The organism is Shewanella sp. ISTPL2 (assembly GCF_013283205.1).
Taxonomy (GTDB): Bacteria; Pseudomonadota; Gammaproteobacteria; order Enterobacterales; family Shewanellaceae; genus Shewanella; species Shewanella oncorhynchi.
This window is the reverse complement of sequence record NZ_JAAPAV010000001.1, coordinates 4658644-4677089: the sequence shown is the minus strand read 5'-3', so window position 1 is coordinate 4677089 and position 18446 is coordinate 4658644. Positions and strand designations below refer to the sequence as shown.

Annotated in this window: 17 protein-coding genes and 1 riboswitch; of the genes, 4 read left to right on the top strand and 13 right to left on the bottom strand. The window is 45.1% G+C overall.

Going from position 1 to position 18446, the window contains the following annotated elements:
• Nucleotides 1-2: 2 nt before the first annotated feature.
• Entirely contained in the window at nt 3-641 is a 639-nt protein-coding gene (locus HUB64_RS20900) for a response regulator transcription factor (RefSeq protein WP_168826430.1), read from the bottom strand.
• A 97-nt stretch (nt 642-738) separates the two neighbouring features.
• On the opposite strand from HUB64_RS20900, the gene HUB64_RS20895 reads away from it, so the two are divergent.
• On the top strand, nt 739-4164 hold the full coding sequence (locus tag HUB64_RS20895) for a transporter substrate-binding domain-containing protein (protein ID WP_173497785.1): 3426 nt from the start codon (nt 739-741) through the stop codon (nt 4162-4164).
• A gap of 40 nt (nt 4165-4204) precedes the next feature.
• On the opposite strand, the gene HUB64_RS20890 is transcribed toward HUB64_RS20895, so the two are convergent.
• The 7 genes from HUB64_RS20890 to moaA all read right to left on the bottom strand — a co-directional run bounded on the left by HUB64_RS20890 (nt 4205) and on the right by moaA (nt 9149).
• On the bottom strand, nt 4205-5308 hold the full coding sequence (locus HUB64_RS20890; protein WP_173497784.1) for an ABC transporter ATP-binding protein: 1104 nt from the start codon (nt 5306-5308) through the stop codon (nt 4205-4207).
• Nucleotides 5289-5969: a molybdate ABC transporter permease subunit gene (gene modB, locus HUB64_RS20885; RefSeq protein ID WP_105251087.1), complete on the bottom strand. Its 681-nt coding sequence runs from the start codon at nt 5967-5969 to the stop codon at nt 5289-5291. Before modB ends, HUB64_RS20890 begins: the two co-directional genes overlap by 20 nt.
• On the bottom strand, nt 5969-6772 hold the full coding sequence (modA, locus tag HUB64_RS20880) for a molybdate ABC transporter substrate-binding protein (protein ID WP_173497783.1): 804 nt from the start codon (nt 6770-6772) through the stop codon (nt 5969-5971). Before modA ends, modB begins: the two co-directional genes overlap by 1 nt.
• Before the next feature lie 79 nt (nt 6773-6851).
• A complete protein-coding gene (gene moaE / locus HUB64_RS20875; RefSeq protein WP_131525126.1) occupies nt 6852-7319 on the bottom strand; it encodes a molybdopterin synthase catalytic subunit MoaE in 468 nt (155 codons plus the stop codon).
• 1 nt (nt 7320) lies between these two features.
• On the bottom strand, nt 7321-7572 hold the full coding sequence (gene moaD / locus HUB64_RS20870; RefSeq protein WP_105251084.1) for a molybdopterin synthase sulfur carrier subunit: 252 nt from the start codon (nt 7570-7572) through the stop codon (nt 7321-7323).
• A gap of 23 nt (nt 7573-7595) precedes the next feature.
• A complete protein-coding gene (moaC, locus tag HUB64_RS20865; RefSeq protein WP_006079755.1) occupies nt 7596-8072 on the bottom strand; it encodes a cyclic pyranopterin monophosphate synthase MoaC in 477 nt (158 codons plus the stop codon).
• A gap of 96 nt (nt 8073-8168) precedes the next feature.
• Nucleotides 8169-9149: a GTP 3',8-cyclase MoaA gene (gene moaA, locus HUB64_RS20860; protein WP_105251082.1), complete on the bottom strand. Its 981-nt coding sequence runs from the start codon at nt 9147-9149 to the stop codon at nt 8169-8171.
• A riboswitch (molybdenum cofactor riboswitch) is annotated at nt 9137-9270 on the bottom strand. It overlaps the preceding gene by 13 nt.
• 247 nt (nt 9271-9517) lie before the next feature.
• Between moaA and HUB64_RS20855 the strand changes: the two genes are divergently transcribed.
• Both HUB64_RS20855 and HUB64_RS20850 read left to right on the top strand, forming a co-directional pair.
• Nucleotides 9518-11167, top strand: a complete 1650-nt coding sequence (locus tag HUB64_RS20855; protein WP_105251081.1) for an electron transfer flavoprotein-ubiquinone oxidoreductase — start codon at nt 9518-9520, stop codon at nt 11165-11167.
• Between the two features lie 348 nt (nt 11168-11515).
• The gene (locus tag HUB64_RS20850; protein ID WP_173497782.1) at nt 11516-13432 is read left to right on the top strand and encodes a methyl-accepting chemotaxis protein; all 1917 of its coding nucleotides are present in this window, start codon (nt 11516-11518) and stop codon (nt 13430-13432) included.
• A gap of 76 nt (nt 13433-13508) precedes the next feature.
• Here HUB64_RS20850 and HUB64_RS20845 read toward each other — a convergent pair whose 3' ends face one another.
• From HUB64_RS20845 to HUB64_RS20830, 4 genes are all read right to left on the bottom strand, one after another.
• Nucleotides 13509-13865, bottom strand: coding sequence for a DUF4870 domain-containing protein (locus tag HUB64_RS20845; RefSeq protein WP_173242674.1), 357 nt, complete (start codon nt 13863-13865; stop codon nt 13509-13511).
• Between the two features lie 36 nt (nt 13866-13901).
• Complete coding sequence (locus tag HUB64_RS20840) at nt 13902-14597, bottom strand: MOSC domain-containing protein (RefSeq protein WP_173242672.1); 696 nt, start codon at nt 14595-14597, stop codon at nt 13902-13904.
• A 135-nt stretch (nt 14598-14732) separates the two neighbouring features.
• On the bottom strand, nt 14733-16193 hold the full coding sequence (locus HUB64_RS20835; RefSeq protein ID WP_173497781.1) for a diguanylate cyclase: 1461 nt from the start codon (nt 16191-16193) through the stop codon (nt 14733-14735).
• A 314-nt stretch (nt 16194-16507) separates the two neighbouring features.
• Nucleotides 16508-17359, bottom strand: a complete 852-nt coding sequence (locus HUB64_RS20830) for a PfkB family carbohydrate kinase (RefSeq protein ID WP_173242668.1) — start codon at nt 17357-17359, stop codon at nt 16508-16510.
• A 361-nt stretch (nt 17360-17720) separates the two neighbouring features.
• On the opposite strand from HUB64_RS20830, the gene HUB64_RS20825 reads away from it, so the two are divergent.
• Entirely contained in the window at nt 17721-17903 is a 183-nt protein-coding gene (locus HUB64_RS20825) for a hypothetical protein (protein WP_105251075.1), read from the top strand.
• Nucleotides 17904-17942: 39 nt separating this feature from the next.
• Here the strand turns inward: HUB64_RS20825 and HUB64_RS20820 are convergent, their stop codons facing one another.
• Nucleotides 17943-18338 (bottom strand): hypothetical protein, encoded by a 396-nt coding sequence (locus tag HUB64_RS20820; protein WP_105251074.1) that lies wholly within the window; start codon nt 18336-18338, stop codon nt 17943-17945.
• Nucleotides 18339-18446: the final 108 nt, after the last annotated feature.

Sequence of the window (18446 nt, the reverse complement as noted above, 5' to 3'; positions counted from 1 at the left end):
CATTAAAATAATCCCTGTTGCTGTGCATAATGAAACAATTCACTGTCACTTTTTAAACCGAGTTTTTGCATCGCATTGGTTTTTTGGGTACTTATGGTTTTTACACTGCGGTGTAAATAGCTGGCAACTTGAGTCACTGACATGCCGTTTGCCAGTAAACGTACCACTTCTATTTCTTTCAGTGAAAGTTCAACTGGGATGGTATATTGATTAATACCTTGTTCATTTAATAATTCACGGACAGTTTCGCCAATGTAAACAGAACCTAATAATACTTTTTTAACTGTTTTCTCTAATTCGGCAATGACTGATTTTTTTAATAATAAGCCTTGTATTCCAATCTGTAACAGCGCTTGTAATACACCTAAATTATGTACTTGGGTCAATACTATTATGGGTAAATTTGGATATTTTCGTCTTAGCTGTTTAATCATGGCCATACCGTCGACATTGTCATCATTAGGCATACTAAAGTCTGTGATCAATAAGTCACATTCATGTTGTTCTAATGTACGCCATAATTCGGAAACATTATTTGCTTCAGCAACAATGTCACAACTTGGCTGCATTTCAGCCATCAAACTACGCACGCCAGTGAGTATAATAGGGTGATCGTCGGCAAGGATGATCTTAAAAGCCATATATAACTCCTCGTGATAATGTGAACTTATGGATGCCTTATCTATACTACTTGGCATCGGTGTTTTTTTCGAGACTTAATACACTTTGGTCATAGAGATGAGTGCGACTCAAAAAATGCGTTACCAACTTCTTTGCATCTTCAGTTGCTTATCCCTGCTATGCATGACTTTTATCACTCATGCCGAACAGCCCAAAACCACAACAATTAGAGTAGGCGTACTCGCCAATGGCTGGGGACCTTTTCAACAAATTAATGACCAGATAACAACGGGATTTAGTGTCGAACTCATACAACTGCTCGCCAAAAATCTTAATTACCAAATTGACTGGAAGGTTTATCCCAATTGGATGAGCCTCTATTCTGCTGGCTGTAATGGGGAAGTCGATGTCTTGCTTGACGCTTTTCGTACTGTTGAACGTACTCAATGCCTTATGTTTAGCCGCTCATACTACACCTCCCCCACTGTTGTCGTTATTCGTTACGACAGCCGATTTTTTCGCGATGTGAGTGAATTTGGCCAAGCTCGGATTGCCGTTGAAAAAGGATTCTCGACGGAGAAATTAGTCAAACTGCATTATCCAACCGTAACAGAAGTAACATTTTCTAATACAGAACAAGCACTTTCCTCCGTCATTGATAAAACGACCGATGCCTATATCGGTAATCTTCATGTTGCTAACCAATACATTAGTGCACACCCTGAACTTCTTATCGTTGCCCAAGCCCCCCTGATGATGGAAAACTTACATTTAGGGATCACGAAGAACAATAGCCTGCTTGTAACACAACTCGATAACGCCTTAATGGCTCTGAGTGTAGAAGAGCGCAATGCTCTCGAAGTAACTTGGCTGGGTATGGGTGATCTTCATTTTTTAGGCCACAGTAATTTTCTACTTAGACCCAATGAACGCGAATGGCTGGCAGGTTTACCTTCACTCAGAGTCGGATTTGTAAGTCATTGGATGCCATTCTCTTCGGTTAACAATAAAGGCATCTTGGTTGGTTTACTTGCTGATTATCTTGAACAATTCAGAGAAAAACTAGGGCTTGATTATGCGGCACAAAAAACCAGAACGTGGGATGAAATCCAAACCGCACTCGTTAATCATGAGATTGATCTCGCCATTATTCCAACACGATTGAAAGCACAATATCCAGACTGGCACATGAGCGAAGTGTTTACGTCTTTCCCTATTGTTATAGCCACTGCCCGCAACAGTCCGCGAATCGCGGGGCTGTCAGAACTGAACTTTCAACGCGTGGTCATCACAGATAATCTACTGCTGCCAAGCATTAAAAAAGCCTATCCGAATATCGATGTTGTAGTTTCTGCCAATCCCGACGAAGGTCTGACCTTAGTCGCAAAGGGCAAAGCAGCGGCTTACATAGGTAATTTGGCCGTTGTGACTATGCTTATCGACGACAAATTTGACAATGAATTACGAGTAGCGGCACCAACGCCTTATAAAGATGAACTCGCTGTTGCCGTTCGTGAACCTTATTGGCCACTTATCCCATTAATTAACCGTGTTTTCTCCAGTATGAGTGAGAAAGAAAAACAGCAGATCCGCAATACTTGGCTAGCCGTAAATTACAGTGAAGGCATCTCTTGGCACACTTTACTCAAAACACTACTGCCGATTGCGATAGGTTTACTGCTTTTCATTGGCGGCTTAACCATAGCCTATTTAAAACTCAGGCAAGAAATCAATAAACGGCGCATCGTCGAAAATGCTCTAGCCATCGCAAAAGAAAACGCCGAGCAAGCCACTAAAAGAAAAGCTGAATTTCTCGCAGCCATGAGCCATGAGATCCGCACGCCCATGAATGGACTCGTGGGTATGGCAGAGCAACTCAGCTTTACCCCTCTTGGCATAGAACAAAAACAAATGGTGCAAATCATTAGTAATGGCGCGGAAGAAATCCTCCAAATCATTAATAACATTCTCGATTTTTCTAAAATAGACATGGGAAAAATGCGTCTAGAATCGACACCAATACTATTGCGTGAAGTTCTCGATAGTACGCTTAATATGGTCATGAATGATTTACGTACTAAAGGCTTAAGCCTCTATTTACACGTTGACCAAGGCGTAGCAGCACGGGTAACAGGAGACAGTCTTCGCATAAAGCAAATCCTATTCAATTGGGTAAATAACGCCATTAAATTCACTGAACGCGGGTTTATTGAAGTCTCAGTCAAGCTTGAAGCCGAACAAGAAGGTCAACAATTACTGCTCATTGGCGTACAAGATACGGGTATCGGCATGAACACTGAGACTCAAGCGCGAATATTCAATATTTTTGAGCAAGCTGACGTCTCGACAACACGTAGCTATGGTGGTGCAGGTTTGGGCCTTGCCATTAGCCATACACTCGCCGAAATGATGGGCGGCGACATCATCCTGAATAGCGCCCCTCATTTAGGCACATTTATTGGTTTACGCATTCGGTTACCTGTGGTGGCTCAGAATGAATTTGATGAGCAATTACAGGGATTAAAAGCATATATCGCCATCGGCGATATAAAACTACGTCACACTTTATCTTGGCATTTAGCTTCATTAGGCATTGTATTAACAGAGAATAAAGCCAATGCAGACCTGTTGTTTACTGATAATGCTTCGGATGATCGGCAACACATACTCTGCACTCACTTTAATGAAGCACTGGGTTATAGATATCAAAATGAGCAATGTTTATTGAATGCAAATCCCTTAACATCGCAAGCTGTGAAAGATGTTTGTTACATCAACATGGGGTGGATTGATACTATCGTCTCAACCCCGCAAAGGGATATTCAATTTAAGTTTAACTGGCCAGAATGCAAAATATTATTAGTTGAAGATCATCAACTTAATCAGATATTGGTGCAGCGACAGCTGAAACAGTTACGCCTAACATGCGATATCGCAGATAACGGTGCCCAAGCGCTCGCCCTCATGCAAAAGACTCAATATGACTTAGTGTTATGCGATTGCCGCATGCCAGTGATGGATGGCTACACTTTTTGCCAACAAGTGAGATCGCAGGAAATCGAGGGGCAACATATTCCCATCATCGCACTCACGGCCAACGTGCTAAATGAGCAGAAGCAAAGGTGCATCGCAGTTGGGATGGATGACTTACTGGCAAAACCACTGCACTTAGATGAGCTGTATGAAATGCTTTTGAAATGGCTACCGTCTGCAAAACCAGCACTTATCGATATAAAAATATTAGAGGATGCCTTTGGTCGGGAAGAGACATTAAGCAAAATGCTATTAATGTTTAAAACTGAGCTCGAAACCTCACTTCAGGATATTCAACTTAAAACACCTCAACTTGCGGATAAGATCCATAGATGTGCAGGAACTATCAGTATGTTAGGGCTCACATCAATAGCAGAGCACGCTTGGATACTCGAAGAAAAAATGAGGCAACAGGGAAATAATAATGCTGAAGCGGAATTGGCTCAATTTCAAACGACAATAGCCCAATTGATAACTGAGCTAGATGCGATAATGCGAAATCGCACCTAAATGGTGGCTGGTTTACTCAGAGTTATCATGGTGGACTAAGCTATTCCAAAATATGAATTTGTTCGGATTTGAGTGCCACCGTAGTTTGCATCCCCTTAGTAAGAGCAAGCTTTTGGGCAAAATGCAGCGAGACTTCAGTGTTAAGTTGTAATGGGGTGCCAGTGACGTAGCAGATAAGCCGAACGGATTCGCCCATCACCAGCATAGCGTCGATCGTGACATCTAATTTATTAAAACTGCGGCATAAACGCCCTTTGGATATCGAATTAAAACGAATACCTTGATTGGGGATAACCCAACGGACTCGACTTCCCACAGGGCGATCTTTGCCATAGTCGCAGGCAATTAGCTGCTCACCAAATTTAAGCCAAGTGAGATTTTTAGTGCTGTCTTGAAATACCACTTCACCATCAAAAATATTTCTTAGCCCCATCTGCCTAGCCACAGCTTCATTTCGTGGCCGCGACAATACCTCGAAAGGTGCACCTTGCTGCAGCATCTTGCCTTGGCTGATCAAAATCATCGAATCAGCCAGCAGCAAGGCTTCATTTAAGTCATGGGTGACCATAATCACTGGGCAGAGTAACTGCTCTTTGAGGCGCGCAAGCTCAAGGTATAAACGCTCGCGAGTTTCCCTGTCCACCGCAGAAAAAGGCTCATCCAGCAACAAAACCGACGGTTCGCGAGCAAGCGCTCTGGCAAGCGCAACGCGCTGGCGCTGGCCGCCCGATAAATGCGCCGGTAATCGATCGGGTAATCCCTGTAAATTGACCCGTTCGAGCCAATCTTTCGCGCGCGGAATGCGCTCCGCCTTGGGAATATGATCAAGCCCAGCGACTACATTTTCTAAGGCAGTGAGATTCGGAAATAAGCCAAAATGCTGCGGCATATAACCGATATGGCGTTGCTGCGGGCTTAAGGCGATACGCGCTTTATCATCAAACCAAGGCCGATCGCCAAAGTGGATTTGTCCCGTATCGGGATGATTTAACCCAGCGATCATCCGTAGCAGCGTGGTTTTTCCACCGCCAGACGGCCCTACCACAGCAAGTACTTCACCCGCTTTACAGCGAAAATCGGCGTTGAGTTTAATATGTTTATGATTTTGGATCTGACACTGCAGATCAGCGATGATTTGCGCCACGCTGACCTCCTAAACGCCGCGATAGACTGGTTGTTAGTGCTAACGCCGTCACGGCAAACAGCAATAAGACTAATGACATAGTGCCTGCGGCATTAAAATCGAATGATTGCACACTGTCATAAATTGCAATCGAAATCGTCTTAGTCTCGCCAGCAATATTGCCGCCCATCATCAGCACAACGCCAAACTCCCCAAGCACATGGGAGAAGCACAGAACTAATGCCGTTAGCACACCCGGCCACACCATAGGCAATTCAATTTTAAGTAGAATTTTAAGTCGACTCATGCCGCAACAAGCGGCTGCGTCGCGAACATCATTAGGTACAGTTTCAAAGGCGCGTTGTATCGGCTGCACAGCGAAGGGAATATTAACTAAAACAGAGGCGATAACCAGACCTGAAAAGTGAAACACGAGTTGCTGACCCATGACTTGCTCAATCCATTGTCCGAGCCAACTTTGACTGCCAAGCCCCACCAGCAAGTAATAACCAATCACAGTCGGCGGTAATACTAAGGGCACCATGATCAGCGCCTCGACCCAAGATTTGCCAACAAATTGACGATAGGCTAATGCTCGTCCAGCCAAAATAGCTAAAGGAATCAACACTAAAACGGTGATGCCACTCAGCTTGACCGATAACCAAAGTGCCTGCCAATCCATCATGGTTGCTCTGGCAATGAAAAACCATAATCGGCCAAAACACGACGAGCACTATCGGCTCTTAAATAATCGTAAAAATGCTGAGCTGTTTCACCCGCCTTGGCCATTAATGCCATACGCTGAAACAGTGGGCTATGCATTTTTGCTGGCACTATGGCGTAATCACTATGTTTGGCAAAAGTAGGAGACATAGCTAAAGAGAGCGCAATAATCCCGCCCTGGGTTGAACCACTAATCGCAAACTGCCCTGCTTGGGACACATTTTCCCCGAGGATCAATTTAGGTTGAATCGCATCCCACAACTGCACAAACTGCAATGCTTCTTTGGCCTTTTCGCCATAGGGAGCGTGATCAGGATTAGCAATAGCAAAACGGGTAATTTTTCCTGCAGCGAGTGCTTCGGCTAACCCCTTAAGTTCAGGATCAACGGACAAACGACCGGTTTTAGGTACAACAATAGCGAGTTGCCCTTGGGCATAAAGCACGCCAGCATCGCGGACAACACCAGCACTATGCAATTGCTGAATATATTTTTCATCCGCAGATAAAAATAATTCATAGGGCGCACCATTTTGGATTTGAGTAGCAAAATTGCCCGATGACCCATAGGATATTTTTACTTTTAGCCCAGTTTCATTGGTAAATTTTTGGCTAATATCATCGAGGGCAAAACGTAAATCTGAGGCAGCGGCAATTACGGGAATCGCTGTATTATCCGCCGCTCGACTGCTAGATGGCACGACCGCCAAGCACCAGAGTAATGCAAAAACACAGGTATGGAAGAAACGGGTCAAACTCTGCATTGGGTCACCTTAGTGCAATATTCGCGCGGGACTTAAACTGGCAAGCTGCGTTGCGACTACGAGTATCTCTGCCACGCGACTAGTCTTTGTGTTGCCATAGCTTAGCCGCCTGTTCATCGGCATCTTTCGCTTCAACCCAACTTTTACCTTGCTCGCCCGCTTCTAATTTCCAGAATGGCGCTTTGGTTTTTAAAAAGTCGATTAAGAATTCACAGGCAGCAAAAGCGGCCTTGCGATGGGCGCTGGTTACGCCGATAAACACAATCTGCTCACCCAGAGCCATAGTACCGACACGGTGAATAACCGTCACTTTATTAAGCGGCCAACGGCTACGCGCCTCGGCAACGATTTGTTCTAACACGGCTTCGGTCATGCCCGGATAGTGCTCTAAGGTTAAATCTGTCACCGCGGCGCCATCGTTAAAATCACGCACTTTGCCGACAAAAGTGACTACGGCACCATCGCTATCATCTTGAGCTAGCTGGCGATATTCTTCAGAAACACTAAAATCGACCTCTTGCACTCGAACTGCGGGTAATAAACGCATATTAACCTCCTGTAACCGGTGGGAAAAAGGCGACTTCATCACCATCGCTTACAGGTGTATCCCATTGGCTAATGGTCTGATTTACCGCCACCAGCAATTTGTCAGAGGTTAATACTTTAGCCCATTTGTCGTCGGTGGCCGCCAGCGTTGCCCGTAATGCTTCGGCAGTTTGTGTCTGCTCGCTCGCCTCTAGACTTAATTTAGCTGTGCCCAACAATTCTCGAACTTGAGCAAAAAACAACACGTTAATCATAGTCTTCTCTCGTTTTTGATCCGCTAAACCTTAAAATGTCCCGACTTGCCGCCACGCTTTTCCAACAGACGGACTTGGGAGATCACCATATCTTTTTGCACGGCCTTGCACATGTCATAGATAGTTAACGCCGCCACTGAAGCCGCAGTTAACGCTTCCATCTCTACGCCCGTTTTACCGGATAACTTGCACAGGCTAGTAATACGCACGCGGTTATGTTCAGGTTGTGCCTCTAAATCGACTTCAACTTTCGTTAGCATCAGCGGATGGCAGAGAGGGATAAGGTCTGAGGTTTTTTTCGCGGCTTGAATGCCCGCAATACGCGCGGTCGCAAACACATCACCCTTGTGGTGGCTACCACTCATGATCATCTCGAGTGTCGTGCTCGCCATCTCGATAAAAGCTTCTGCACGGGCTTCGCGCTCGGTAACGGCTTTTTCAGTTACATCAACCATATGGGCATTGCCATCGGCATTAATATGAGTAAATACATTGCTCATCGGAGCGATCCTTTAATTGAGGTCAAAACAGGGTACAAGGGAAATTGAGCTTATACTCGCGCTAAATTGGCTATGGCAACAGACCTAAAACCAGGTCTAGCCGCCAATAGAGGCAAGATGCTGAGTGACACCTGTGATGCCTTGATGCAAGTAATGGGTTTCTTTCTTCTGGGCTAATTGACCGTGCAGACGCTCAATTAATTCCGCTTGCTGGTTAGAATGCTGTAGCAGATCACGTAAATCGACACCGGATTCCGTAAAGAGGCACAAGTGCAATTTACCCTTAGCAGATACCCGTAAACGGTTACAGGTAGCACAAAAATTATTGGCATAGGGCATGATCAAGCCGATACGGCCCTGATAATCGCTGCGGCTGAAATTTTGGGCTGGACCATCGGAGGCACTTGGCGTATCTAATTGCCAGCCATCTGCCAGTAACTGTGCTTTGATGTCGGCGCCCGCTAGGTGATGGGCTTCAAAATACTCACGACCAAGACCCGTTTCCATCAGCTCGATAAAACGCAGGTCGATTGGCGTGTGTTTAATCCAGTGTAAAAAACGTGGCAAATCTTTATCGTTTAAACCTTTAAGCAGTACGGCATTGATTTTTACTCGCTCGAAACCTGCTGACAAGGCGGCATCAATCCCCCGCATCACTTCATCAAACTTATTTTCGCCAGTGATCTGGTAAAACATTTTGGGATCTAAACTATCCACGGACACATTGATACGACGCAAGCCAGCATCGAACCATTCTTTGGCATGCTTTTCGAGTCGATATCCATTAGTGGTCGTCGCAATAGTATGAATGCGCGGGTTATCAGCGACGACACGAATGATGTCGGTAAAGTCTTTACGCAGGGTAGGTTCACCGCCTGTAATGCGGATTTTTTGGGTGCCGACTTGGCTAAATGCGGAGACTAAGTTTTCTATCTCATTGAGAGATAAGAATTTTGGTTTACCTTCAGGATGATAACCATCAGGGAGGCAGTAACTGCATTTGAAGTTACAAACGTCAGTGACTGACATCCGTAAATAGTGAAATTTTCGACCAAAGCTGTCTTGTAATTGAGACATGATCACCTTTCCAAGTGTGGGAGGTGAGAGCATTTCTTATCCCACCCCGGTGGCATTATTACCACGGCTACACCTCCATATCTTTCGACTTAGGCAGGCAAGCTCGGAGAACCGTCGTCGGTGATTATAGGCCGAAAGTACTCACTAGCTATACCCCTAAACAGGTATTTATTAACCTAGATCACGCTAGCGTGAATAATCTGTGACAGTCCTCACCTAAAGATTTGTATTGAATTAGACTAAACAGCAGCTTAATCCACTGTGACCTTATCTTATTTTCAGGTAAGGTGGTGCAAGCAATAAAACGCCCGTTTACAAACTACAACACTCGATAAAAATCGGGGAAACGTGAAGGAAGAGGTGAACTGATGGAACGCGAATCAATGGAATTCGATGTTGTTATCGTCGGTGCTGGTCCAGCTGGCTTGGCCACGGCATGTCGATTAATGCAAATATCACAGGATTCAGGCAAAGAAATTACCGTCTGTGTGGTAGAAAAAGGCTCAGAAGTGGGCGCGCATATTCTGTCAGGCGCAGTGTTCGAGACAAAAGTGCTAGACGAGCTATTCAGCGACTGGCGCGAAAAAGATGCCCCAATAAAAACCGCTGTCACCCACGACGAAATCTACCTACTCAGCTCAGCCACCGACGGCCGAGTCATGCCTAATGCTTTTGTGCCAAAAACCATGCACAACGACGGCAATTTTATTATCAGCGTCGGTAATCTGTCCCGCTGGCTTGCCAATCGCGCAGAAGAACTCGGTGTCGAAATATTCCCCGGCTTTGCCGCCAGTGAACTGCTATTTAACGCCGATAACAGCGTTAAAGGTATTTTGATTGGCGATATGGGAGTGGGTGCCGATGGCGAACCCAAAGACAGCTTTATGCCAGGCATGGAGTTGCATGCTAAATATACCGTTTTCTCCGAGGGTTGCCGCGGCCACTTAGGTAAGCAACTTATCGAAAAATACCATTTAGATAATGGTAAAACACCACAGCATTACGGTTTAGGCTTCAAAGAAATTTGGAAAGTCCCCGCCGAGCAACACGAACAAGGCAAAGTCGTTCACACAGGTGGCTGGCCATTAACCGAGGGCGCATCGGGTGGCGGCTTCCTTTATCACATGGAAGATAACCAAATTGCGGTCGGCCTTATTATTGATTTGAACTACAAAAATCCGCATCTGAGCCCATTTGACGAATTCCAGCGCTATAAAACCCACCCTGTGATTGCTAAGTATTTAACGGGTGGCGAACGCCTTAGTTATGGCGCCCGCGCGATTACTAAAGGCGGCTTAAACTCGCTACCTAAGATGAGTTTTCCTGGCGGTCTTATCATAGGCTGCAACGCGGGTACGTTGAACTTTGCGAAAATCAAAGGCACTCACACTGCGATGAAGAGCGGAATTGTTGCAGCAGAAACCTTAGGTAAAGCCATGATGGCTGGGGTTGAAGGCGGTAAAGATCTCGACTGTTACCAAACCCACCTTGAAGAAAGCTGGCTATACGAAGAATTGCATAAATCCCGCAACTTTGGTCCAGCAATGCACAAATTTGGTACCTATTTAGGCGGCGCATTCAACTATATAGATCAAAACTGGTTTGGCGGAAAGTTCCCTATCACACTGCGTGATGAGCACCCAGACTATGCGCAAATGGCACCTGTGAGCGCTTACAGCAAGATTGATTATCCAAAACCCGATGGCAAGCTTAGCTTCGATAAACTGTCCTCAGTGTATCTGTCGAGCACTTATCATGAGGAAGATCAGCCATGCCATTTACGTCTCAAGGACAGCAGCATTCCACTGGGCATTAACTTGACTCAGTTTAATGAGCCAGCACAGCGTTACTGCCCAGCAGGCGTGTATGAAATCGTCGAAGAGGCGGGTCAACCCAAGTTTGTAATCAATGCGCAAAACTGCATTCATTGCAAAACCTGCGACATTAAAGATCCGAGCCAAAACATCACTTGGGTTACACCGGAAGGCGGTGGTGGTCCAAACTACCCCAACATGTAACATTTGGATGATAAATGTAAATAATGGCGCTCAGTTGAGCGCCTTTTTTTCACCTTTTACACGAATAGTTCACTTTTTTTGCTTGCCCTTACTCGCGACATTGGCCACAATTGCCACACAAAAAAGAGTTCGTTTTCAATCACCATCTCATTTCCATCTATACTCTACATAATTAGATCTACAGCAAGACCAACAGGTTAGGCCAAATAAGTGTTCTATACGCTGTTTTATTCGGCAACCGGCCTAGACTAAGGTTAACTTTTAACATTTCTGTCCGATAATCTTTTACCGTACAAGAGTGCGTTGACCGATAACTCAAAATAGTCCAACACAGGCATATTGATATTTATGATATTTAATAACCTCACCATTAAGCAGAAAATTCTGTTAACAGTGACATTTGCAGTACTGCTGTCGACCATACTCGTCGGCGTATTAAGCCAACGTAGCGCGAAAAATGTCGTACAACAAAGGATGTTAGGCTCGGAATTACCGAGCTTAATGATGCAAATTCGCAATAAGATCGATCTCGACATTTCCACTTTGATGAATGCTGCAGAGCAATTGGCCAGTAGCCGCATGTTACTGCAATGGCTCGAAGACGGTAGACCGCAGGCCCAAGAACCCCAAGTCGTAGCCCAACTCAAAGACATCACTCGTCAGTATAAGCTAGCGCAAGCTTCCTACGCCGACAGACAAACTGCCGCCTACTATACTCAGGATGGTTTTTTGCGCGTGCTCACTCCTGCGCAGGACGGCTGGTTTTTTGGTTACCGAGACAGTGGCCAAGAACGTATGTTGAACGTATTTACTGAGGCCAACGGCGAAGTCAAACTCTTCATCAACTACCAACAACCCAATGGTCGCGGCTTAGTCGGGCTCGCTAAATCACTCGATGACATGGTGCGTTTGCTGAGCTCGTTTAAAATTGAAGAAACCGGTTTAGTCTACTTAGTGGATGCTAAAGGTGAGGTAAAACTCCACCCAGATACGAGCCAAATTGGTAAGAGCAGCCTAAGCAGCTTATACAAGGATGCGAGTTCAAGCTCATTATTAAACCGCAGTGATTTCAATCTGATCAATACCAAAATCAATGGCGAAAAAATGCTGGTTGCCAGTAGTTATATCGCATCTATGGATTGGTACTTAGTCGCACAGGTGCCCGAGGCCGAAGTGTTCGCACTATTAACCGAAGCGGCTTATCAGATCTTAATCTGGACGCTAATAATTGCAGCGGGCTTTATTGTACTCGCCATCGTGGTGGCAGGTTCTGTGAGTCGTCCTATTGCCCAAGTTGCCGCCATGTTCCACGACATAGGCGAAGGCGAAGGTGACTTACGTCAACGTCTACCAGTCAATGGTGAAGATGAAATTGCACAGCTCGCCAAAGGATTTAACAGCTTTATCAGTAAGATACAGGAATCTGTCATCGAAGTGGCACAAACCAGCGAACAGCTCGGTTTCTCGGCTAAGGATGTGTCGAATCAGGCACAGCAAACCTTAGAAGACAGCCACGAGCAGAAAGATCGCACTATGATGGTGGTAACGGCCATTAATGAAATGGGCGCGACGGTTAATGAAATTGCCAGTAATGCCGCCCAAGCTGCGGTTGCCGCCAGAGATGCAGATACTGAAGCCAGCAGCGGCCAAGTTGTGGTAACCCGTGCCCGCGATACCATTAACCAATTGTCGAAAGACGTTGGCCAAGTGGGTGAAGTGATTGAGTCCCTCGCGACCCACACTAAATCCATCGGTGGTATTTTAGATGTGATCCGCGCTATCTCTGAGCAGACTAACTTGTTAGCACTTAACGCGGCCATTGAAGCAGCACGTGCCGGCGAAGCTGGACGTGGATTTGCTGTCGTGGCCGATGAAGTACGTAACTTAGCCTCACGCACCGCGGCATCGACCAATGAAGTGCAAGGCATGATCGACAAACTGCAATCGGAAGCCAGCCGCGCGGTTAATGCGATGGCCCAGAGTCGTACCCGCTCCCACGAAGGCGTTGTGGCCGTCGATGAAGCCAGCAAATCGTTAATTGGCATTAGCGATCGCATTGGTCTTATCAGCGACATGAACATTCAAGTTGCTGCGGCAACGGAAGAACAATCCACAGTTGTGGAGGACATCAACCGTAACGTCACTGAAATCAATGACATTACTCAACGTACTGCCAATACTGCACAAGCGGCGGCACAGGCGAGTTTAGCCTTGAATCAACTGTCACACCGCTTAGATACCTTAGTGGCCAAGTTTAAGGTGTAAAACCTTAAAATTTACGCCATAAAAAACGCCTTAGATGTTTCCATCTAAGGCGTTTTTCTTTAACTCGCAGAGGCAATTAATCCATAGCAATAAATTTAATCGTTAATGGATAGCGATACACTTTACCTTCGCTGGCCTTAATAATCGCCAGCACAGTACACACCAGATCGAATATACCCAGTAAGATCAATAAAATGAAACCTATTCCGACCAAAGCTAATACGGCACTGATGATCACATAAATCAACAGGCTCAATTTAAAGTTCAAACAACTACGGCCACATTGATCGACAAATGCGGACTCTTCACGCTTCATCAGCCAAATGATCAAAGGACCAAGAATAGAGCCCAACGGCACTAAGTATCCAATAAAACTTGAGGCGTATACCAGTAAGCCAAAATCTTTATCACTTTTTGTAACGGGTTCAATCATAGGTCATCCCTGTTTTATCATTTTGAATATAAAGCCTTATTTTCCACTCGGCCCATATAAACGCATTTGCCAATCTTCTACTGTCTGTAATGCTAAGCGGCGTTGTAGGCTATTAACCCAACTCAGCGCTAATCCCTCGCAGGAAGCTAAACGATCATAGGCACTGGTATTAAACGTTGGCGAGAAATAGAGTGACATGGCCTCGGCAACACTGATATCAGTACGACGCTCAACTAATTCAATCCTATCGTTTAACTGAATAATCCCTGGGGTTAAGATTCTATAAAACCAACCACATAATTGGCTTTGCTGCATGGCGAGGGCGAATTCTTTGTGACCAAATTGCAGATTCAATTTAAAACAAGGTGAACGCGGCTGAGTCACTTGCACTTTTACTGCGCCAATTTGCAAGATATCGCCAATATTGACTTGAGTTTCGTTCAGTCCAACTGTGCTAATGTTCTCTCCCATGCTGGGCGCATCTTCGAGCTGGGTGATTAAGTCCCAACGACGATATTGGCCGTAGTGCTCGCGGGGGAAATGATGTAGCACGCGATCAAGGCCGCCATGGTGTTTTGGATCGGCCTGCGCGTCCCCTTCAACATGGTCGATATGCACTAACAGTTGTTGAGCCGCTTGCTTACCATCAATCCCCGTAGCAACACCGGACATTTCTTGAAGATGAGTTCCTAAGTACAATCCAGACAACTTATTAATCAACAACTTTGACATCTGCAACTCCAAATCAATGACCTATCGCGCATTACTGTCAGAGTGTAAACCGCGATACGCCAATAATACAATCAACCCACGCCATAACCCACAAAGGTAGGCTAAACATTGCTGCCAAGAAGAACCGAGTAGAGTCTATGAATGATTTAACACCACTTGATTTCGGCCCGCTTCTTTTGCCTGATACAAGGCCAGATCGGCACGTTTGATAAGGTCCTCCGCAGGCTCTTGCACTTGATGCTCAGCAACACCAATACTGGCAGTAATAGAAATGTGTAATCCATTCACTTTAATTTCCCGCTGGGAAATGAGGTCACGGATCTGTTCTGCCAGTTCTGCCGCTCGGGATAAGTCCATCTCAGGGAGTAAAATTAAAAACTCCTCACCGCCCCAACGACATAAAATATCCTGTTGTTGTAGTAAACCACGCAGCATATTAGTCATGGTTTTTAATACTAAGTCACCAATCCCATGCCCATAACTGTCGTTCACTTTTTTAAAGTGGTCGATATCCAACAAGAGTATTGAAATCGGCGATTGTGTCAGCTTAGCTTTATCTAACGCCTGCCTAAAGTACTCATCAAACACCTGACGGTTAGCGGCGCCAGTGAGCTTATCGGTAGACGCCATAATTTCTAGTTTGCGCTGATAACGACCTAAGGTCATGTTTGAGATGAATAAAATACCTAGAGTCACCATTAGGCTTAACGCCAAATTACCCCAAAACGTATTTAACAGTTCCCGCTCTTGTGGCGCATCCTCCTGCTCAACAATCAAATACCACTTAAACTCAGGAACTAAGCGACTATTGAGATAAACCGTTTTCCCGCTTTTCTGATAGCTGAAGGCGGCACTTGGGCTGGTTAAAATACGCGTAGCCAAATTATCAAGCCCTACGTTCGTTTGCAGCGAATCCGTACCGTCATATTGATCGCCATGCAAAGTGACATTACCTTGCCGATCCGTAAAGAACACTCGGCGGTTATAACGCTTTTGATATAACTCAATTAAGGCTTTAACCTTTTCAACCGCCAACCCCACACCGGTAACACCAATAAATTTTCCTTCAAAATCAAAAACCTTATAATTCACAAATACTGTTGTCTTACTGCGATCAGCCGTATCGGCATCAATATTGACCTCATAATGCTCAGATTCAGGTAAAGAACGCACTCGAAAATACCAAGCATCGTCAGGCTCTACATCTTGGATTTGTTTTAAAATGCCCGTGGAATGGTAATAATTTCGACTTTTCTCAGACACAAAAAAGCTCGTGACTGTACCGTATTTTTCTTGGATTTCCTTAAGGTAACGAATGAGTTTTTCGGGCTCTTGCTCATGACTTAAGGTCCAATCCCGAACAAAGGTATCCTGCGCCATCAAGGATGAAATAAAGATGGGTCGTAACAAATCCTGTTGAATTTCTGAATAAATATTGTCACTTGTGAGCGGTAAGGTATTGCTCTCTATTTGTTGGCTCAGTGAATCATGGGCTACTTTGTAACTGATACCGCTGGTCACTAAAAAGGAGACCAAAAGCAAAACAGACAGAAGCCAAATAAATTTATTTTTATCATTCCAAGCGTTATTGCCCATTCTCAACTCCAAAGACTACAGAACACCTTGAGTGGCTTATTATTTTAATTTAACGATAACTATTTTAGTTGAATAAATGTTAACGCAATTGCGCCATAGCCGCACAAGATTTCTGTCGTATTGGCGTTCTACGATGGAATAACTTTATTTTGAGCAAAAAAATGCCTCGTTGGGGAAACGAGGCAAAAAACATACTAACCAATAAATGGGAGAAAAGTACAAGAAAACGTTAAGGGACAAGCTATGCGCCACAAGACATACTCTAGCAAGGACGTATGACAGAAAGATGACTCAAACTGCTCGCCCGCAGATTTTCATGCGATTTGCTTCGCCTCTAAATACTGTTTTAGTGCCTCACCCGGAATAGAACTATCAGTTGCCACCGCAAATGCCGCCCAAATCGCCCCTTCTGCCATGGCCTCAGTAATCGACTGGCCGATGCAGAGACAGTGGATCAACCCTGCAGCATAGGCATCACCAGCGCCAGTGGTATCAACAACTGTGGCAGGGATAGCGGCAACATGCTGCACTTGATCGTGCGTGTAAACCTTAGCCCCATTGATACCATCGGTGACAATAAAGTAACGCAGACAATCGCCGCCAATGCTTTTGCCATATTCCCAAGATGCGCCATCACAACGCCCCTGAATATCACTCATGGAGGCCAATAAAATATGACAAGGTCTCTGTCTGTCGTCCTTGGCTAATTGCGCGACCACAAGACAATGTTCTAAAGCTGTTTTTGCCCAGCTGACAGAGCCTTCTGCGGAAGTATTAAAATACAGCGCGTCCCATGGCTGCCATTTCGGCGGTACAGATAATTCAAATATGGGTCTTTGTGGCCGAATAATGGTGCGCTCGCCATCTGGCGTCATTACAAGCAGCATTTCGCATGTATTGCCGGCGCGGCGCTGCACTAAACGACAATCGAGCCCTTGAGTACTGGCTTCTGCAATGAGCCAATCCCCCATGTCATCACGGCCCACTTGACTCACCAACGCGACGCTATGCCCAGCCCAGACTAAACCTAATCCGGTATTTGCCCCACCGCCACCGAGCCTTTGGCCGCCATCTTGATAATGGAAACGTCCACCCGTTTTTAAAGGTTTATCAAGCAGTAAGATCCGATCACAGTTGAGATTGGCAACTAACAGAATATTAGCCATTACACGGCTCCAAAGGGCAAAAAAGAATCAAGGCCAGAAGATAAAAACAAAGAAATATCAATCTAGAGCAAAATGCTCACAGGCACAATCCAATCATCAAGATAGAAACATTATAAGGATATGGCAGCGCCTTGATGTAAGCATTTGTCCCGAAGAAGATGAGGAAAAAAGTTATCCACTCATACGGTATAATATAGTTGTTAACTCTAACACTTTGTTTAACATCGATTTATAGAAAAGATAACGTCTCAGGACAACATGAAGCGTAACCATTTTGAAGCCGACTCGATTAATTATCAGTAGACATAGTTAAAATGCATGCTGGATACATATATTAAATTTATGAATGGAATCAAACGCTATGCTAATGGAAATATGGGATACCGCCGAAGAAAAATCTGAGCAGCTACGCCGTTATCAGCTCTGTATAGAAGAATTTAATGAATTGAATTTTCACGATGTTTATATTGCAGAAATCAAACAAGAATACCAACAACTTGCTGAACAAGTAAAAGTGCAGTCAACCTCGGATCCCGAGCGCTAACTGCACTTTGCCATCTAGTTACTCACGATAAACCTTCAATTACTTTATTGGCGTCAATGGTGATAAAGACGCAAATTGTACTGCTAATGTCCAATCTGTAATGACCATATCTGAAGGCTGCCAACTGTCATCAACCCACTCATAAACCAAGCCAGGGTTTTCCTCTGCGTTGACTAACAAACGCCGTCCATCTTGCAACACAAGCGTATAATCGAGCCCCTGCGCATCGACACTTTCAATGTCCCCCAAGACATTGTGCTTAATGGCCGAAATAGTTCCGGTTGCCTTAACGGCATCGTTTTCCTTTGCACCGCTGTAAAACTTTAACGCCTCGTTTGCGGCAGTCTTGTGAAAAACAAACTCCTCAGTCACACCCACTACGATCGACGGATCAAGCTCATACCAGGCGGGTATCCATAATGCGTTAATTGTCATCCCGTTATATCCTGCATAATAATTTTACGGACGGGATCATTCTGCCTTAACCCCGACAGAGAAAATACTCTTCAGGGATAAAATAATTTTAATCCCTGTAAGGGATAG